Genomic DNA, 17,142 nt, shown 5'->3' on the forward strand with positions numbered 1-17,142 from the left:
GTTAAGCGATAAGGAAACATAAAATTGAAAAAATATTCAGGGAGTCAGATAGCGCTGCACTGGCTGGTGTTGCTGCTCATCGTCATCACTTACGCGGCGATGGAGTTTAAGGGGATCTTCCCTAAAAATTCCCCAGGTCGTTACTGGATGGCGACCGCGCATTACAGTTGTGGGGTCAGCGTATTTATTCTGATGTTAGTCAGAATGGTCGTCAGGCTTTTTTCTCCGCAACCACCGGTGGTCCCGGCGCTCCCCCAGTGGCAGAAACTCAGCGCCTCGTTGATGCATTTTATTTTATATTGCCTTTTTATTATCCTTCCGGCGCTGGGGGTTCTGTCGCTCTATTTTGGCCAAAAAGAATGGAGCTTTATTTTTATTAATATGCCGATTTCAGCAGTGAAAAACAGTCTGCTGCAAAGCAGCCTGAAAGACGTTCATGAATTCCTGGCCAATACCGGTTATTTTATCGTTGGTTTGCATGCCGCGGCCGCCCTGATGCACCACTATATATGGCGTGACAACACCTTACTCCGAATGATGCCAGGAAAACATCGGGACTGAGCCGGTAATCTGCCCCCTCACTGGGTCATGCCGGGAGAGCGTCTCGCGCAACCTCCCCCGGTGGCCGTTCTCCGGAACACGCCGGCGCATTCCGGTTTGTATTTCAGCGCCACGCGCTATCGGGGAATAATGCGTGCCTCTCTCAGCTGCGCGAAGAGACTGAAAAACATTTCGTCGGTTGCCTGCATTCGGGAGAAGCCCGCCCGACGCAGTTTACTGCCATCGCCAAACATGTCGTAATGCCAGCCAAAGACGAAATCGGCAAAATTGCCGTCGCTGAGCCGTAAAAGTTCCGGCTCCACCAGCCGCTGCCCGGCAAGGTCGCGCCATTGCGCGCGATAGTCCTTAAATAACTGCTGAAAGGAGAGCCTGACCGGCGGGGCAACCTCCAGCCCAAACCAGCGTGCGATCTGCGGCCATAGTTCGCTCCAGCGCCAGACGTCACCGTTATTGACATTGAAAGCCTGATTCTGCGCCACGGGCGAGGTTGCCGCCCACAGGGTCGCCTCTGCCAGCAATCCGGCATCCGTGAAATCGACGATGCTGTGCCAGGTCTGTGGTGAACCGGGAAAACGCAGCGGCAGATTCAACGCCCGGCACAGCGAGGCGTACAGGGCGATGCTCAGGGCGAGATTCATGGTATTGCCCGCCACCGCGCTACCCACTACGCCAGGGCGGATGGCATTCCAGTGCCACGTTTTTCCACGCTGAAAATGGCTGAGCCACGTGAGCTGGGCGGCGTTAAATTCAGCGCCCGGGACGCCAGGATCGCTTTCACGCGCCGGGGTTTTGAACGGCCCAAGATGCGCGCCATAGACCTTGTATCCTTGCATCAGACTGACCGTTTGCAGCGGAGCCCGGTCCTCGATTTGACTGACCAGATTACGCAGCATGGTGACGTTCGGGGCAACCATCTCCGTCCAGTTTGCGGCATTCACCCAGGCGCTGTAAAAAATATGGGTGATATTGCAAAGGGGCCGCAGCGCCCGCGCGCTGTCCTCGGCATCGAGTAAATCAACCTCGACCAGCGGAATACCGTCAGGGTGGGAGAGGGCATGGCGGCTCAGTCCGATGACCTCCCAGCCATTACGCAGAAGCGTTTTGACAAGCTGGCTGCCGATAATACCGCTGGCGCCGGCGACCAGCGCGACTTTCTGTTGCTGTATCTTATTCATCGTGTTTCTCCAGGGAAGGTGACAGAAACAGTGTGATATATTATTTTTTTCACACATATCCCCTGAAACTGATGGCACTTATAAGCAGAATCATTAAATGAATAATAAGCTTAATGCGATAGCCACTTTTTTACGCGTCGCCGAGGCGGGTTCTTTTTCTGCGGCCGCTCGCCAGAGCGGGATGAAGCAATCTGCCGTCAGTCAACAGATTGCGGCGCTTGAAGAGGAGCTCGGCGTGGTATTGCTGCATCGTACTACGCGGGTGATGGCGCTGACTGAACAGGGGGAAAGCTACCGGCGTGATATGCAGCTTTTGCTCGAGGCCATGAGGGAAGCGGAAAGGCGGTTGAACCCTGCCGATCATCAGTTTCAGGGCCGGGTACATGTGCAGTTGCCGAGCGGTCTGGGGCAGATTTTTATGCCCCACCTGCTGGCGCTGCAGAAAAGGAATCCCGGCTTGCATCTGATGCTGTCACTGGATGACCGCATCGCCGATCTGGTTACTGAAGGGGTCGATGTCGCGCTGCGGCTGAGCCATGAGCCACCGCAAACGCACGCGGCGCGCGTGCTGGCGCGTATTGAAACGGCGCTCTTTGCGGCACCTGATTTTACACCGCTGCACTCCGTCAGCGAGCTGGCGATGCATCCGCACGTGCGCTTCAGCGCTATCCCGCTGGAAGCACCGCTCCGCCTGGTTTCGGGTCAGAATACTCTCGATGTGAAGGTGAATACCGTTTTCCGGGCCAATACCAGTGAGGCTCTGCGCCAGGCGATTGAATCCGGCCTCGGTATCGGCGGTATGCAGCTCCCGCTTGCGGCCAGGGCGGTGCAATCCGGCAGGCTGGTACCGGTGTTACCCGCGTGGCGCTTACCTGACCGCTTCCTCTACGCCGTCTATCCCGACGCCCGCTTTATCCCCCAGAGGGTCAGAAGCATTATCAGCGCCATCGAATCCTTACTGCCTGACATTACGGGCAATATCTGAAGGCGAGACATTCGCGTTGGGGAAAAGCGAACGGGAAACGGTCGAAGCAGAGTGCGAAGAGAACTGATAAACCGCCAGCGTCGCGAGAATACTCACTATCACGCTGATGATGAAGTAGGTTTTAAAGGGCTGTTTTTGCGTTTTATGGCGGAAGATCTGTTGACCGACAATCGCACCAGGCCATCCGCCGACAAACCCGAAGACCAGCAAGGTCGATTCCGGCACCCGACGCCAGGCCTTGCGCGCCGCCATTTTATCCATGCCGTAAATCACCAGCGTCAGTACGCTGACGAGCAGGAACCACGTAACATAAGGATGCGGAGTCAACAGGCTCGCGGTCGCCGCGCAAACGAGGAGTAAATAACAGAAGCGATTGAGATTCATACCATTAGCCAGCAGCGATCGGTGAATGTAGAGGGCGAATTATACTCACCATGCGACCGGAAGAAAAATCTGCTGATGGCCTTCGCCGCCCGTTGCGCCTCGGACATAAATCAGCGCGACAAGCAGGACTTATCCTTTCCACCAACGCGTTAAGGTGCTTCAAACGGTTTATGCACACTGGCAGGCCAGGGCGCCGGGTGAACCGGGTGGCAAAAACGCCGGACGCAGCGTCGGTTTAATGACGTGAGTTTACAGCGCAGATGTTATTTCTGATAACGCGTTCATGAATATCAAAAACACTCAATAAATTGTCTGGCGGATTCTTTTTCATCAAGATATTCAAAGCCGAGCAAACGAATTTTTACATGGTTGTAAAACCATTCGTTACCCTGTCGTTGGATCATTTCTCCTGGAATGAAGCATCGCCCTGTTGCTGCCCGAATAATCGCATATTTACCATTGCTAAACCTTACCCTATGGATGCAGAAAGGCTGGTTCGATTCTCCAGGATGACGGCTGGCAAGAATATCGCCTTCAATAAAAACATCTTTTCTGGTTTTCATAAGCCTTTCCTTTATCGCCGTGGTAAAACAGGTATGTTGCTGTTTTTAAAGGGTTGAGATTGACTTGCTGCTCAGCCGCCAATACACCAGCATTCTGAGGGGCGGAAGTGTAATCCGCATTGCGGGCAGTGCAGAATCGCATCTTTGCGTAATTTACCGGCCTTCTGGTCTGCTATGCAGGAACAGGCGGGGCAAGTGACATGGACAGGTCTTTCTTTGAACTGTCTGATTCCACTGGTGTAAGACATAAATTTATTCTCTGAGGGGTGTGTTATTTATTATACGCCTTTCTTGACGGTTATTCTTTTTATTATATTTCTGCGCTGAAGAGGCTAAAGACGAGCCGTTAATGGATCCTCGCGCAATTGCACGCGGCGGGGAGAAATTGATAACGAAATCATATTGTCTCACCGCAGTTAACCGGCTAAGCCAAATAGCTAAGCCAAATAAAAGTTGGATAATTTCTCGATGCAGCGCGCCAATGAATATTGGCCAAAATAATTCGCGCATTAACGACTGGCGTTAATGCGCGGGTTGTTTGCCATCAGTTCTGAATGATATCGAGGCTATGGGGCTGTCCGTCATCCAGCAGCGGAATGGTATCGTCGGCGAGGAGCAGGCCATCCAGGGTGGCCTGGTATTGCCCGTCGCCACGTGAGACGGTAATGCGATACTGACTATCGCGGTATTGATAAGTCAGGGCAAAAGAGGGCCAGCTGGTCGGCAGCAGCGGGTGAACGGTGAAGGACGTCGCGCCGCGTTTTATTCCCAGCAGCTCCTCTGTCAGCAGACGATATGCCCAGCCCGCTGAACCGGTATACCAGCTCCACCCGGCCCGGCCGCTATGCGGGGCGACACTGTAGACATCCGCACTCATCACATAGGGCTCCGCCATATATTTTTCCACGCCATCGGCATCCAGCGCGTGGTTTATCGGATTGATCATCGACCATAGTTGCCACGCGCGTTCCGCGTTCCCCATGCGGGCAAACGCCATTACCGCCCAGATGGCGCCGTGAGTATACTGCCCGCCGTTTTCCCGCACGCCGGGCAGATAGCCCTGGATATAGCCCGGATTAGGGCCGTGGCCGTCGAACGGCGGGGTTAATAGTTTTATTAATCCGCCCTCGTTATCCACCAGGTACTTATCCAGCGCCTGCATCGCCAGCTCGCTGCGCTCCCGGCTGACCGCGCCGGAGAGCACCGACCAGCTCTGGGCAATCGCATCAATTCGGCAGTCCTGCGAAGCTTTTGACCCGAGGGGAGTGCCGTCGTCAAAATATCCTCGCCGGTACCATTCGCCGTCCCAGGCGGAGGCTTCGAGATTGTTTTGCAAACGCAGCGCCTCGCGACGACACAGGGACGCGACTGCGTCATCCTGGCGCCGATCGGCAAGTGAAGCGAAGCGTTGTAAAATATCGTACAGGAAGAAGCCCAGCCAGACGCTTTCACCTTTACCCTCAATGCCAACCCGGTTCATCCCGTCATTCCAGTCACCCGCGCCCATTAGCGGGAGACCGTGCTGTCCGGACTGTAATCCGTGCTCAATGGCTTTGACGCAGTGTAACCAGAGCGTCTCTTCGCTACTGCTCTGGACCGGGGTATCGTAAACCGACTCTTCGCCAGCGGAGAGCGGACGCCCCTGCAGATAAGGGATATTCAGGTCCAGTATTTCTGGGTCACCGATCGTTTCGACATAGTGACAGACGGCAAACGGCAGCCAGAGGTAATCATCAGAACAACGTGTCCGTACGCCGTTACCGTGCGGGGGATGCCACCAGTGCTGCACATCTCCTTCAATAAACTGCCGGGAGGCGCAGAGTACAATTTGTTCGCGCATTTTTTCCGGGGCGGCGTGGCTGAGAGCCAGTGTATCCTGCAGCTGATCGCGAAAACCAAATGCGCCGCCGGATTGATAGTATCCGCTACGCGCCATCAGGCGACAGGCCATCGTCTGATACAGCAGCCAGCCGTTGACCAGTAAATTCACGGTGGTATCCGGGGTCGTCACCACGATTTTATCGAGCGCGTTATGCCAGTAGCGGTGAACATTATTCAGTTCCTGGCGGACGGTATCTTCATTGAGATAGCGGGCAAGCGTCTCCTGAGCGCGGCTATGGTTTTCTTCCGCGCCAAGGACGAAGATAAAGGTCCGCTGATCGCCATCAATTAAGGTTGCCGCGGATTGTACTGCGGCGCAGGGATCCAGGCCGGCGCCTGTTTTACCCGAGAGCCTGCGCAGTGCCATCGCCTGCGGATTTTGCAATGAGCCATTGCGTCCAATAAACTCGCGGCGGTCGCCCGTCAGCGAGCAGTAAGAACCGCTGACGGCAAAGAATGCCGTGCGCTCGCCGCCGTTAGCAGCGTAAAAATTATTGGCCAGCACCCCGCAACCCGCGGAAAGGGTGACGGGATACGTCACGATATGGGAGGCGGTGCGGGTGCGTAAATCTCCGAGGGTCCATTCAGCATAGCCGGTGACCGACAGTTTCCGTGTTCGCCCGGAGTTGTTACTGAGCGTCAGGATCGCCAGTTTAACCGCCGCCTGTTCGGCGACCAGTACCGTCAGTTCACTGTCTATCCCGCTTTCACGATGGGAAAACACGCTGTAGCCAAACCCGTGGCGGGTGAGATAATCACCGTGTCCGCGCACCGGCAATACCGTCGGCGACCAGCATGCGCCGCTCTCTTCATCGCGCAGATAAAAGGCTTCGCCGCTGCGATCGCTTACCGGATCGTTTTCCCACGGCGTCAACCGGTACTCATGCGCATTCTCATACCAGCTGTAGGCTTGTCCCGCCTCCGAGATAACGCTGCCAAAACCGGGATTAGCCAGGACATTTGACCAGGGCGCTGGCGTCGGCTGGTTTTCGCTGAGGACAATCTGATACTCCCGCCCGTCCTCTGAAAAGCCTCCGTAGCCGTTGAAGTGGCGTAACTTACTGCTATCCGGTGTCCAGTCGACATGTTGGTTTCTCTGTGCCGCCGCGTGCGCAATGAATCGCCTGGTCGGCGGGGTCAACGTATGAATGCGCTGGTTAAGCTGTTCACTGAGTCCGCCGGCGCGATCATCAAGATACAAACAGGCCACGCTCATCAGAAGCTGCTTATCTTCGGCGGAGAGATGTTCGCCATTGCGGACAAAAATGCCGCCCGACTTATCCAGCAGGCTGGCTCCAGAGCGGGCATAAATCAAATCCATAATCTGGTTTTGCAGTATCTGTTGATAGCCGCCGGGACTCTCATTGAGGATCACAAGGTCGACCTCCAGTCCTTTCTGCCGCCAGTATCGGTGCGCCTGCACAAGGGTAGTGACCGAGGCGATGCTCTCCTCGCTGGTGATGCTGAGCAGCACTATCGGCAGATCGCCAGATATAGCCCAACCCCACAGGCCGGACTGGCCTCGTCGGTTACGGCTGATAATCTGGCCGTCGGCCCGCAGTTCCTGACAGGGATAAAGCACCGCACTGGCGAGACGGTTAAACAGCGTGGCATCATCTTCACTGGCATTCATCTGGCGTAATACCACCAGGCTATGGGACCACGCCAGCTCAAAGATACGGTCAGCGATGGGGTGATCCCGATATTTTTCCAGTAACGCCAGACTTTGCTGGCGGCTTTCGCCGATGCCATAGACGATATCAATCGTAACCGGTTGTCCCGGCAGCAGCGTAATCGCGTGGCGTATCGCCAGTATCGGATCCAGTACCGCCCCAGAGGTGTTGCTGAGCGCGCCATTTTTCCCGGCTGTCTGCGCATCTGAAGGGGTTCTGCCGCGACCCAGAAACCGGGCTCTGTCCGTTTCAAACGAGATACTTTTACTGCTGTTACCATGCACGACCACCATGTGCAGCATGCAGGGGGTTTGTTCATCCGGCGAGCGCGGGCGGCGATGACAGAGGATCGCCTCACGATCGGGGTTAATCTCCGTCTGAATGAACAAATTGCTGAATGCCGGATGCGCCCGGTCGCTGGCGTCGGGTGCCAGCACCACTTCGCAATAGGTCGTCAGTTCAAGGTCACGGGGCAGCCGTCCTCTGTGTACCAGGGTGAGCCGCCGCAGTTCAATGTCATCTTCCGGGGAGACCACAATCTGAGTTCTGACACTCAGCGATCCGAAAGTCCGCCGGAACTCAGCGCCGGCATCGGTAAAGATCGCTTCGTCGCCGCTATCGGCATCTGTGCCGATGGGATGCCAGGTGTTGCTCCAGACTTCCTCCGTTTGCGAATCGCGGATATAGCAGAATGCTCCCCAGTTATCGCGGGTCGTATCGCTGCGCCAGCGCGTGAGGGCAAGATTGTTCCAGCGGCTGTAACCGCCGCCGCCAGGGGTCAGCATCAGATGGTAATGGCCGTTGGACAACAGCTGCACTTCAGGGACCGGGGTATCTGCTCCGCTGAAAATACGCGGTTCATAGCGAACCGGTTTGACTCTCCCTTCATGGGATTCGAAATGACGGCGCGGGCTGTAGAGATCGACCGCATCCGGGACGCGTTCCTGCAGCAACAGGCTCGCCGAGCGGAAGGCGGTACTGGACATGAATCGCTCGGTCATCGGGGCGTTAAGCAGCACGTGAGCCAGCGCCTGAAATGCCATCCCCTGATGATGCGCCATCCAGGACTGGACGACAGCATACAGTTGTCCGGTCGCGAGGCGGGAGGGGGTATAGTCCAGCGCCTCATAAAAACCGTATTCGCCGCGCGCGCCGTTTTTTTCCAGGCTGAGCAAATTGTCGCAGGCCTTGTACGGGGAGACCATCAGTGCCAGCAGCGTGGCGTACGGGGCGATCACCATATCGTCGGCCAGTCCTCGCCGCAGACCGAGGCCCGGTACGCCAAATGCCTGGTACTGATAATTGTGCTGAACATCAAAAGCATGATAGCCGGACTCCGAGACCCCCCATGGCACGCCACGCTCTTTGCCCCAGTGTATCTGACGTTTCACCGCTGACTGGCTCATTTCATCCAGCAGGCAGCCGGGCCAGGTGGGCATCACCAGATTCGGCATCAGGTATTCAAACATCGAACCGCTCCATGACATCAGCGCGGTGTCATGATCAATGGTGGTGAACAGCCGCCCCAGGGCATACCAGCTTTTTAACGGTAACTGATTCGTCGCGATGGCGAGAAAACTGGTCAGGCGGATTTCAGAGGGCAGCAGATCGTAATGGCTTTTATCCGCAGTATTGGTATCACAGTTATAGCCGACGCTGAGCAGACAGGTCGCTTCGCTGTACAGAAAGGCAAAATCCATTCTCGCATGATCGTTCAACCGCTGTTCAAGTTCAGTGAGAATCTTCAGCCGCATGCGGGCCAGCGCCGTAACCGATGCCGGAGGCGTTCCTTCGCCGCTATAGCTCGCGCTGGCGAGCCAGCTCAGCGTCGGTAGCTGCGGTTCATTATACGTCTGGGGTAACCAGCCCAGTAGATGCGACCATTCATGGCACAGTTGCACCAGTTGATGTTCAAGATGCGCTGTCCAGCGCACCACCCGCGGGTTTTCCTGAGCACACTGCGTCGTCAGATGGTTACATTGGGCGCGCATTTTCTTCAGTTCGCCGAACAGCTGGCCCGCAGGCAACGACACCGCGTTCAGACAGTGCTTGCGCAGCAGTCGCAGGCCGGTTGGCGCGTTTTGCCCCCAGTATTTTTCCAGAATAATCAACGTGTCGTTCAGCCCGGCCAGCAACTGCTCGCTGTTCAACACCGGCTGATAACGCATCGCGGACAGGCCTTCGCGTAATGTCAGTAAATGACCCGCCATATTGCCGCTGTCAACGCTTGAGACATAGCGTGGGTTGAGCGGGGCGAGCGTGCGGGTGTCATACCAGTTAAAGAGGTGGCCGCGGAAGTGTTCCATTTTATCCAGCGAGTCGAGCGTCAGCGTCACGCGTTGCAACACCTCGCCCCCGGGCAGGTAGCCAAAATCCCAGGCGGTCAGGTTGGCCATCAGGGAGAGCCCGATATTGGTGGGGGAGGTGCGATGTGCGACGGTGGGCTGCGGTATTTCCTGATAATTATCCGGGGGAAGCCAGTTTTCTTTTGCCGTGGCAAAGGTCTCAAAGAAGGCCCAGATTTCGCGGCTCGTCTGACGCAGCAGCTGCTTCTGGTCCGGATTCAGTGCTATCGTCTTACGCACAGGCTGGCGGCTTAACCCGCTCATCAGTAGCGGCGCCAGACACCACAGCATTGCAACGGGCAGGGCGATAGCCAGCAGCGGTGGGGCAAAATGATACGTCATCATCGCCAGGGCGACCCCGGAGACCACATTAAGCCACATCGCCCGATAAAAACGCAGCACCGAAAGGTGGGACCGCTGGCTGTCCGGCGCGTGGCTAGCCCACTGGATGAGATTGCGCTGACTGATAGCAAGACGCCAGAGCGTCACCGTAATGGCATAGCATGAATATCCGGCCTCGTGCGGCAGGAGAACAAAATTGAGTGCGATCCGGGAGAGCCGCTTCAGCGCGCCGGCGGCGACCAGCGGAAGATGTAGCCGCAACGGGCGACGAGGGGGTTTATGAAGAAGGTCGTGAAGGATACTCAGAGCCGCCGGCAATAACCACACCAGCGTCAGCGCGCCAAGCCAGTAGAGCGGGTTGGGAACCCAGAGCAGGGAACAAAAAAGAAGTACCAGTAACGACGGGGCGACCAGGCTGCGGCGTAAATTATCAAATAACTTCCACCAGGAGAGCGGAGATAACGGATTTTTATCCCGCGTTCCATCCGCTTTTCTGACGTATGGGCTGAGCCAGTTAAGCAGCTGCCAGTCGCCACGGATCCAGCGCGTACGGCGCGCAACGTCTGACAGATAGTTGTTTGGGTATTGTTCGTAGAGTAAGACTTCACTGAGTAGCCCGGAGCGGGCATAGCACCCTTCGAGTAAATCATGGCTGAGAACCAGATTTTCCGGGCAGGCGTTGGCTGTGGCCTGGACAAAGATATCGACGTCATAAATCCCTTTACCAACGAACGACCCTTCGCCGAAGAGATCCTGATAGATATCCGAAGACATCATCGAATAGGGATTATTACCCGGTACGCTGCTGCGTAGGGCAGCATAGCGCCCCTGTCCGTTACGCGGCATCTCCTCTGCCAGTCCCGGCTGTAAAATACCATACCCTTTGACGACCCTCTGTCGCAGCGGATCATACACTGGCTGGTTGAGCGGGTGCGCCATGGTTGCGACCAGTTTATGCGCGGTGTCGCGTGGCAAAAGCGTATCGCTGTCCAGGGTGATGACATATTTAATCGGGCCCGGCAACTGGTGCGCAGGCAGCCCGGCGACACTGGAAAACTGGTTTGCCGGGTGGCGCAACCAGTGGTTCAACAATGCCAGTTTTCCCCGCTTACGTTCATGGCCCATCCATGTTTCCTGTGCCGGGATCCATTCAGGCTGACGGTGCAGCAGATAAAAGCGTGGGCGGTTGCCGGGATAGCGTCGGTTAAGCGCCTCTGTTTCCGTGATGGCCTGCCTGAGCAGCAGGGCGTTTTCCGGCGGATTTTCAACCGTTGAATCAGCAAAATCAGTGAGAAGAGCGAAGCGGAGGTGTTCATTCTGATTGCCCAGCCAGCACACTTCAAGACTGGTGAGGAGCTGACTGATGCTTGCGTGGCTGGTCAGCATACAGGGAATAACCACCATCGTCGCACAGTCAGCGGGAATTCCCGCGGAAAAATCCATTCGTGGCAAAGGCCGGGGAGTGCGAAAACGGGTGGTCGCTTCGCTGAGCAGATCGCTGATTAACTGGCTCACCGCCACAATCAGCGGCACCGCCAAAAGGATCAGTATCCAGCCCATTCCCTGTTGCGCAGTGGCGTGCAGGATTCCGGCCGTTACGGCCGTCGTTAACAAACTGAGACTGCCGAGCCATGACAACAAGGGGATTTTGTTGAAACTGTGCCGCAGCCGGATAAGTCCTGGAGTGTCAGCGCAGAGTTGCACTTCCAGCTGTTCGCGGCCTTCACCTGCCAGATAATAACCCACATGATGTCCCGGCGTGGCGGGCGCGTTTTCCTGGGAAAGCGCCAGCACCCGCCTGGCGACTTCGGGCTCGCTGAACCGACTGTCTCTGGCCAGAATCTCGATGACATGGCGGTAATGATCCCGGGTATCAAAGTGCATCCGGGAATAGGTATCGGCTGGGTCAAGACGCAATGTCTGCTCCACGACGCTGATCGTCTCGGCAAAATCGGCCCAGTTTGTTTCGCTCAGCAAACGTAAACCCGCGATGCTGTTGCTGACAGAAAGCTGGCTGGCGGCAAGCTGTTGATTGAAGCGGTGAATGAGAACCTCGGTCGTCACGCCCTGTTCAGCAAGACGTTGGTCCACCCAGGTCAACGGCAGCGCCAGCGCATTGCCATGCCCCTGCAGGCGACGTACCAGTTCCGCGACAAACGCGCTGCTGAGCGGCGGTCGCGCGCGCGCCATGTCGGCAACCACCATGATTAAATCGGCGGGCGTATTCTCCGCACATTCAAAAATCCGCGTGAGCCATGTGTCCGCCAGGCTGCGCTCTTGCTGGGCTTTTACCACTTCGATACTGACACGACGCAGGTTTTCGATCAGCGACAGACGCAGCATGCCAGGTAAAGCCCAGACCTCGCCTAAAGTCAGTGGCGTCACCTGCTGATAGGCGGCGATATAACTGGTGAGGCTGGCTACGTCCCAGCGTCCGTCCCCGTGGGCAATCGCTTCAGAGGCGATATCGTAAATACGCGGGCACTGGTGTGGCGATATCAGGGCGGGGAGACCTTTGCCAAAGCTTTTCGGCAGGTGCTGGCGGACAATACGAATCTGCTCCTCAATCAGGTAATAATTATCAAGAAGCCACTCGCCTGCGGGCATAATACTCGATTTTTTCCCGGCATTGAGCGCATAACAGTTATGGGTGATCACGGCCTCGTTATCGCCAAGCCGTTTGAGAAGATAGTAAGGCAGTTTGTCCGGCGACAGCTTATGTGTATGCGCCAGTTTTTGGCCGTAACGTTCCATCTGGAGGGCCGAAAACAGCTCTGGCCGCAGACTATTTTCACCGCTCGGGTCGTTGGCCGGGAATGGCGCCCGTCCAGGGATTTTTGTAAAGGGGTGAGCGCGGCTAAACCATGCTCGGGGATTCATTTTCATAGCGTTGCTCTGATGCGACATTAACGCGCAGGAGCAGTTGCGAAATCAGTTCAGAAACGTTCTCTCAGGATGGGCGTGAGGCATCAGGGATTTAACAGCTGCCGGTCTTTATTCAGTATAGAACACGGGGTTTAAGTGGGTCGGCGTAAGACGCTGGCTAGCGTGTCGAGACAAAAATAGCCTTGCATCCGGGGCACAGCATGGCCTGTTTTAAGCGAATCTTAGAGGTGGACTGGGTTGATGATAAGCCACAGACGGGACAGGTGATGGTGGACGTGGATGCGCTACCGATGAACTTCATTGCGTAATCGAGAAAAGACATGATGATTAACCTTTCAATGAATGTGCGCCAGTGTACCACGTATGGCTAAAATTTAATCTGTTTAATGTGTGCCCCCATCCTGTAGGGATCTTCTCTGCAGCCGGTTTTGCTTAAGGCATTGTTTTTCATCTCCTCGATTGCCGCCGTGCGGACCGTTATCGCAATCTGTCGTCATCGCAAGCAAAAACCGTAACATCAGCAGCCGGACGGTGACGTGATGTGTGACGTTGTCACGTCAAAGGGGCAGGGCTGGCGGCAAGAACATGACCTGAAAAGGATAAATCCGTCGGTACATCAATATGTTGCGGAATAAAGTAAAAGAGAGCGGCGCTATTCATGGGGGAGATTTGGCGATAACAGCGGGAGTGGGAGCCGGTTTTGGCGCGGTTGAATGGCGGCAAAGGACCTTGCACAGGCCACGGGCAACACGAGTAACTCATTGCTTTTGTTGAAAATAGATGCTTACCGGCAATTGTTTCTTATAAGTACGTAAAAGTTAATGAATTTCTCAGGAAAGGTCGTTATGTTGTCGGCATCACAGTTTTGTTAAGGGTTTACCATGCGCGATAAATACACTGGCCTGCAAACAGGTATCCACTGGCTGGTCTTTTTATTGGTGGTTGGCGCCTATGCCACCATGGAACTTCGCGGTTTTTTCCCCCGCAGCGACCGTCCGGTCATTAATATGATTCACGTTTCCTGCGGGGTGGCCATCCTTGTGTTGATGGTCGCGCGCCTGCTGGTCCGCCTGAAGTACCCGGCGCCGCCGATTGTACCGAAACCGTCGCCGATGATGACCGGTTTTGCCCATCTGGGGCATCTGATTATCTATCTGCTGTTTATCGCCCAGCCGATCGTCGGTCTGGTGATGATGTATTACCGTGGTAATCCGTGGTTTGCCTTCGGCCTGACCATGCCGTTTGCGGCGCAAAGTCAGTTCGAGCTGGTGGATACGCTGAAGGGCGTACATAGCCTGCTGGCGAATACCGGCTACTTTATCATTGGCGCGCACGCGCTGGCCGCGCTGCTGCACCACTATCTGTGGAAAGATAATACGCTGCTGCGGATGATGCCGCGTAAGCGCTAATCACCTCGACCCCCTGACCCCGCTGCCAAGCGGGGTTTTTTTATTCTTTCGCCGCCGGCTGTGGTAGATCTGAGACGGACTGAGGAAAAAGGAGCCCAACATGAAGGTCAGACTTGCCGTGCCGGATGAGGCACCTGCGCTATGGATCATCCGCAATCAGGCCATTCGCAACGGTTGTCGTGAGAGCTACGCAGCCGCGGTCCTCGAGGCCTGGACGCCGGATACGATGCCGGAAGGGTATCGCCATGCGGTGCGCGACAACCCCTTTTTTGTTGTTGAGGAAGAGAGTGGGCGCCCGGTGGCGACCGGCTATCTTGATCTGCGCACAGCCAGCGTGGAAGCCATCTTTACCTTGCCCGTATGGGGCGGAAAAGGCTGCGCCGGAATGATTTTGACGACCATCATCGCCGAAGCGCGGCGGCGGAATCTCCAGTGCCTGACGCTGGAAGCGACGCCGAATGCGGCCGGTTTTTATCTGCGCCATGGTTTTGTCGCCGTGCGCGAAAAGCTGCTGCCGTCTAAGCTGGCGAAGGCGGATTTACGCTGCGTGGAGATGGTGCTCCGGCTCAACTAACCTCAACGGCTCGCCGCTGTGCTACGGTTTAAAGCGGCGTTTTAGTTTGCCACTTTGCTTAATAAAATATAGTATACCCCCCTATACAATATTGAGGGCGTCATCGTGCCACATTCACCTGAAGACAAAAAACGCGCGCTCAGCCGCGTACGTCGCATTCGCGGGCAGGTTGAAGCCCTGGAAAGGGCGCTGGAGTCCGGCGAATCCTGCATGTCGATTCTGCAGCAGATTGCCTCCATCCGCGGGGCGACCAACGGCCTGATGGGCGAAATGGTGGAAATCCACCTCCAGGACGAGCTGGTCAGCGGCGAAACGACCCCGGATCAGCGAGCGGCCAGAATGGCGGAAGTCGGTCATCTGCTACGATCCTATTTAAAATAAATCATCACGAAGGAAGAGACGGTTATGAAATCACGTGCAGCTGTCGCGTTTGGCCCAGGCCAGCCGCTGAAGATTGTTGAAATTGACGTTGCTCCGCCGAAAAAAGGTGAAGTGCTGGTCAAAATTACCCACACCGGCGTCTGTCATACCGATGCGTTTACGCTCTCCGGTGACGATCCGGAAGGGGTGTTCCCGGCCGTGCTGGGTCACGAAGGTGGCGGTATCGTGGTCGAAGTTGGCGAAGGCGTCACCAGCCTGCAGCCTGGCGATCACGTTATCCCGCTGTATACCGCAGAGTGCCGCGAGTGCAAATTCTGTAAATCCGGTAAAACTAACCTCTGCCAGGCGGTACGTGCCACCCAGGGGAAAGGCCTGATGCCGGATGGCACCACCCGCTTTTCCTATAACGGCGAGCCGGTGTACCACTACATGGGCACCAGCACCTTCAGCGAATACACCGTGGTCGCCGAAATTTCACTGGCGAAGGTGAACCCGCAGGCGCCGCTGGATAAAGTCTGTCTGCTGGGCTGCGGCGTGACCACCGGTATCGGCGCCGTTCACAACACCGCGAAAGTTAAAGAGGGCGATACCGTGGCGGTCTTTGGCCTCGGCGGGATTGGTCTGGCGGTCATCCAGGGGGCGGTGCAGGCGAAAGCCGGACGCATTCTGGCGGTGGATACCAACCCGGAAAAATTCACCCTCGCCAAAGAGATGGGGGCGACCGATTTTATCAACCCGAAGGATTATGATAAGCCGGTTCAGGATGTGATCGTTGAGCTCACCGATGGCGGCGTGGACTTCAGCTTCGAATGTATCGGCAACGTGAACGTGATGCGTGCGGCGCTCGAGTGCTGCCATAAAGGCTGGGGTGAGAGCGTGATTATCGGCGTTGCCGGTGCGGGCCAGGAGATCAAAACCCGTCCGTTCCAGCTGGTGACCGGGCGCGTATGGCGCGGTTCGGCATTCGGCGGGGTGAAAGGGCGCACCCAGCTGCCGGGTATGGTTGAAGACGCGATGGCCGGTAAAATCGACCTCGATCCGTTTATCACCCACCGCCTGCCGCTGGAGCAGATTAACGAGGCTTTTGATTTGATGCATGAAGGGAAATCAATTCGTACCGTCATTCATTTCGGCGAGAATTGATTTTCAGACCAAACATAACCCGGGCATGCCCGGGTTATTGCTAAACAGAGATGACTCTGCCGCAGATTTTCATACCCGCTTAACCATCGCGGCGGTTCGCGACGCCCCCGCGTCGGGTGGCGGCTGACGCCTGACCCGACCTACAAAAGCGCTGTTCCGGTAGTCCGCATAATCGTTGTTCGCGGCAGGTCCGCGTAAGCGTTGTTCCGGCAGGCCCGCGTAAGCGCTGTTCCTGTAGGCCCGTGCAAGCGTAGCGCCGCCGGGCAAATTGCAGAAGCGTATGCCTTGCCAGTCATCAGGACCTCGTCCGGGGCAGAGATAAAATGGTTTAGCGATTGCGCTGGCTTCCGTCGGGTGGCGGCTGACGCCTGACCCGACCTACAAAAGCGCTGTTCCGGTAGTCCGCGTAAGCGTTGTTCGCGGCAGGCCCGCGCAAGCGTTGTTTCCGGGTAGGCCCGTGCAAGCGTAGCGCCGCCGGGCAAATTGCAAAAGCGCATGCGTTGCCAGTCATCAGGACCTCGTCCGGGGCAGAGATAAAATGGTTTAGCGATTGCGCTGGCTTCCGTCGGGTGGCGGCTGACGCCTGACCCGACCTACAAAAGCGCTGTTCCGGTAGTCCGCGTAAGCGTTGTTCGCGGCAGGTCCGTGCAAACGCTGTTCCGGCAGGCCCGCGCAAGCGTTGTTTCCGGGTAGGCCCGTGCAAGCGTTGTTTCCGGGTAGGCCCGTGCAAGCTTAGCGCCGCCGGGCAAATTGCAAAAGCGCATGCGTTGCCAGTCATCAGGACCTCGTCCGGGGCAGAGATAAAATGGTTTAGCGATTGCGCTGGCTTCCGTCGGGTGG

11 protein-coding genes and 1 pseudogene are annotated in these 17,142 nt (G+C 56.4%); 6 read left to right on the top strand and 6 right to left on the bottom strand.

Annotation, left to right across the window (positions count from 1 at the left end):
* The first annotated feature begins 24 nt into the window (after positions 1-24).
* Positions 25-561 (top strand): cytochrome b561, encoded by a 537-nt coding sequence (gene cybB, locus BV390_RS18600; RefSeq protein ID WP_032696309.1) that lies wholly within the window; start codon positions 25-27, stop codon positions 559-561.
* Positions 562-677: 116 nt separating this feature from the next.
* Here the strand turns inward: cybB (BV390_RS18600) and BV390_RS18605 are convergent, their stop codons facing one another.
* Positions 678-1,736: an SDR family oxidoreductase gene (locus BV390_RS18605; RefSeq protein WP_046852591.1), complete on the bottom strand. Its 1,059-nt coding sequence runs from the start codon at positions 1,734-1,736 to the stop codon at positions 678-680.
* A gap of 97 nt (positions 1,737-1,833) precedes the next feature.
* On the opposite strand from BV390_RS18605, the gene BV390_RS18610 reads away from it, so the two are divergent.
* Positions 1,834-2,721, top strand: coding sequence for a LysR family transcriptional regulator (locus BV390_RS18610; RefSeq protein WP_032687932.1), 888 nt, complete (start codon positions 1,834-1,836; stop codon positions 2,719-2,721).
* 63 nt (positions 2,722-2,784) lie between these two features.
* Here BV390_RS18610 and BV390_RS18615 read toward each other — a convergent pair.
* The 5 genes and pseudogenes from BV390_RS18615 to BV390_RS31545 all read right to left on the bottom strand — a co-directional run.
* Positions 2,785-3,105: pseudogene (locus tag BV390_RS18615) on the bottom strand (DUF1294 domain-containing protein); the annotation flags it as partial.
* 290 nt (positions 3,106-3,395) lie between these two features.
* Entirely contained in the window at positions 3,396-3,668 is a 273-nt protein-coding gene (locus BV390_RS18620) for a hypothetical protein (RefSeq protein WP_046852589.1), read from the bottom strand.
* A 71-nt stretch (positions 3,669-3,739) separates the two neighbouring features.
* Complete coding sequence (locus BV390_RS31960) at positions 3,740-3,916, bottom strand: YnfU family zinc-binding protein (RefSeq protein ID WP_213084091.1); 177 nt, start codon at positions 3,914-3,916, stop codon at positions 3,740-3,742.
* A gap of 296 nt (positions 3,917-4,212) precedes the next feature.
* On the bottom strand, positions 4,213-12,795 hold the full coding sequence (locus BV390_RS18625; RefSeq protein WP_085397209.1) for a glycoside hydrolase family 94 protein: 8,583 nt from the start codon (positions 12,793-12,795) through the stop codon (positions 4,213-4,215).
* 157 nt (positions 12,796-12,952) lie between these two features.
* Entirely contained in the window at positions 12,953-13,117 is a 165-nt protein-coding gene (locus BV390_RS31545; RefSeq protein ID WP_213084090.1) for a YnfU family zinc-binding protein, read from the bottom strand.
* A gap of 559 nt (positions 13,118-13,676) precedes the next feature.
* On the opposite strand from BV390_RS31545, the gene cybB (BV390_RS18630) reads away from it, so the two are divergent.
* The 4 genes from cybB (BV390_RS18630) to BV390_RS18645 all read left to right on the top strand — a co-directional run bounded on the left by cybB (BV390_RS18630) (position 13,677) and on the right by BV390_RS18645 (position 16,302).
* A complete protein-coding gene (gene cybB / locus BV390_RS18630) occupies positions 13,677-14,204 on the top strand; it encodes a cytochrome b561 (RefSeq protein ID WP_032687928.1) in 528 nt (175 codons plus the stop codon).
* A gap of 100 nt (positions 14,205-14,304) precedes the next feature.
* Complete coding sequence (locus tag BV390_RS18635) at positions 14,305-14,778, top strand: GNAT family N-acetyltransferase (RefSeq protein WP_085397210.1); 474 nt, start codon at positions 14,305-14,307, stop codon at positions 14,776-14,778.
* 105 nt (positions 14,779-14,883) lie between these two features.
* Positions 14,884-15,159, top strand: a complete 276-nt coding sequence (locus BV390_RS18640; protein ID WP_004861424.1) for a metal/formaldehyde-sensitive transcriptional repressor — start codon at positions 14,884-14,886, stop codon at positions 15,157-15,159.
* A gap of 24 nt (positions 15,160-15,183) precedes the next feature.
* Positions 15,184-16,302 carry an S-(hydroxymethyl)glutathione dehydrogenase/class III alcohol dehydrogenase gene (locus BV390_RS18645; RefSeq protein ID WP_032687926.1) on the top strand — a complete coding sequence of 373 codons (1,119 nt, stop codon included), beginning with the start codon at positions 15,184-15,186 and terminating at the stop codon, positions 16,300-16,302.
* The last annotated feature ends 840 nt before the right edge of the window (positions 16,303-17,142 follow it).

It is taken from the genome of Klebsiella sp. YJ (genome assembly GCF_002108615.1).
Taxonomy (GTDB): Bacteria; Pseudomonadota; Gammaproteobacteria; order Enterobacterales; family Enterobacteriaceae; genus Klebsiella; species Klebsiella planticola.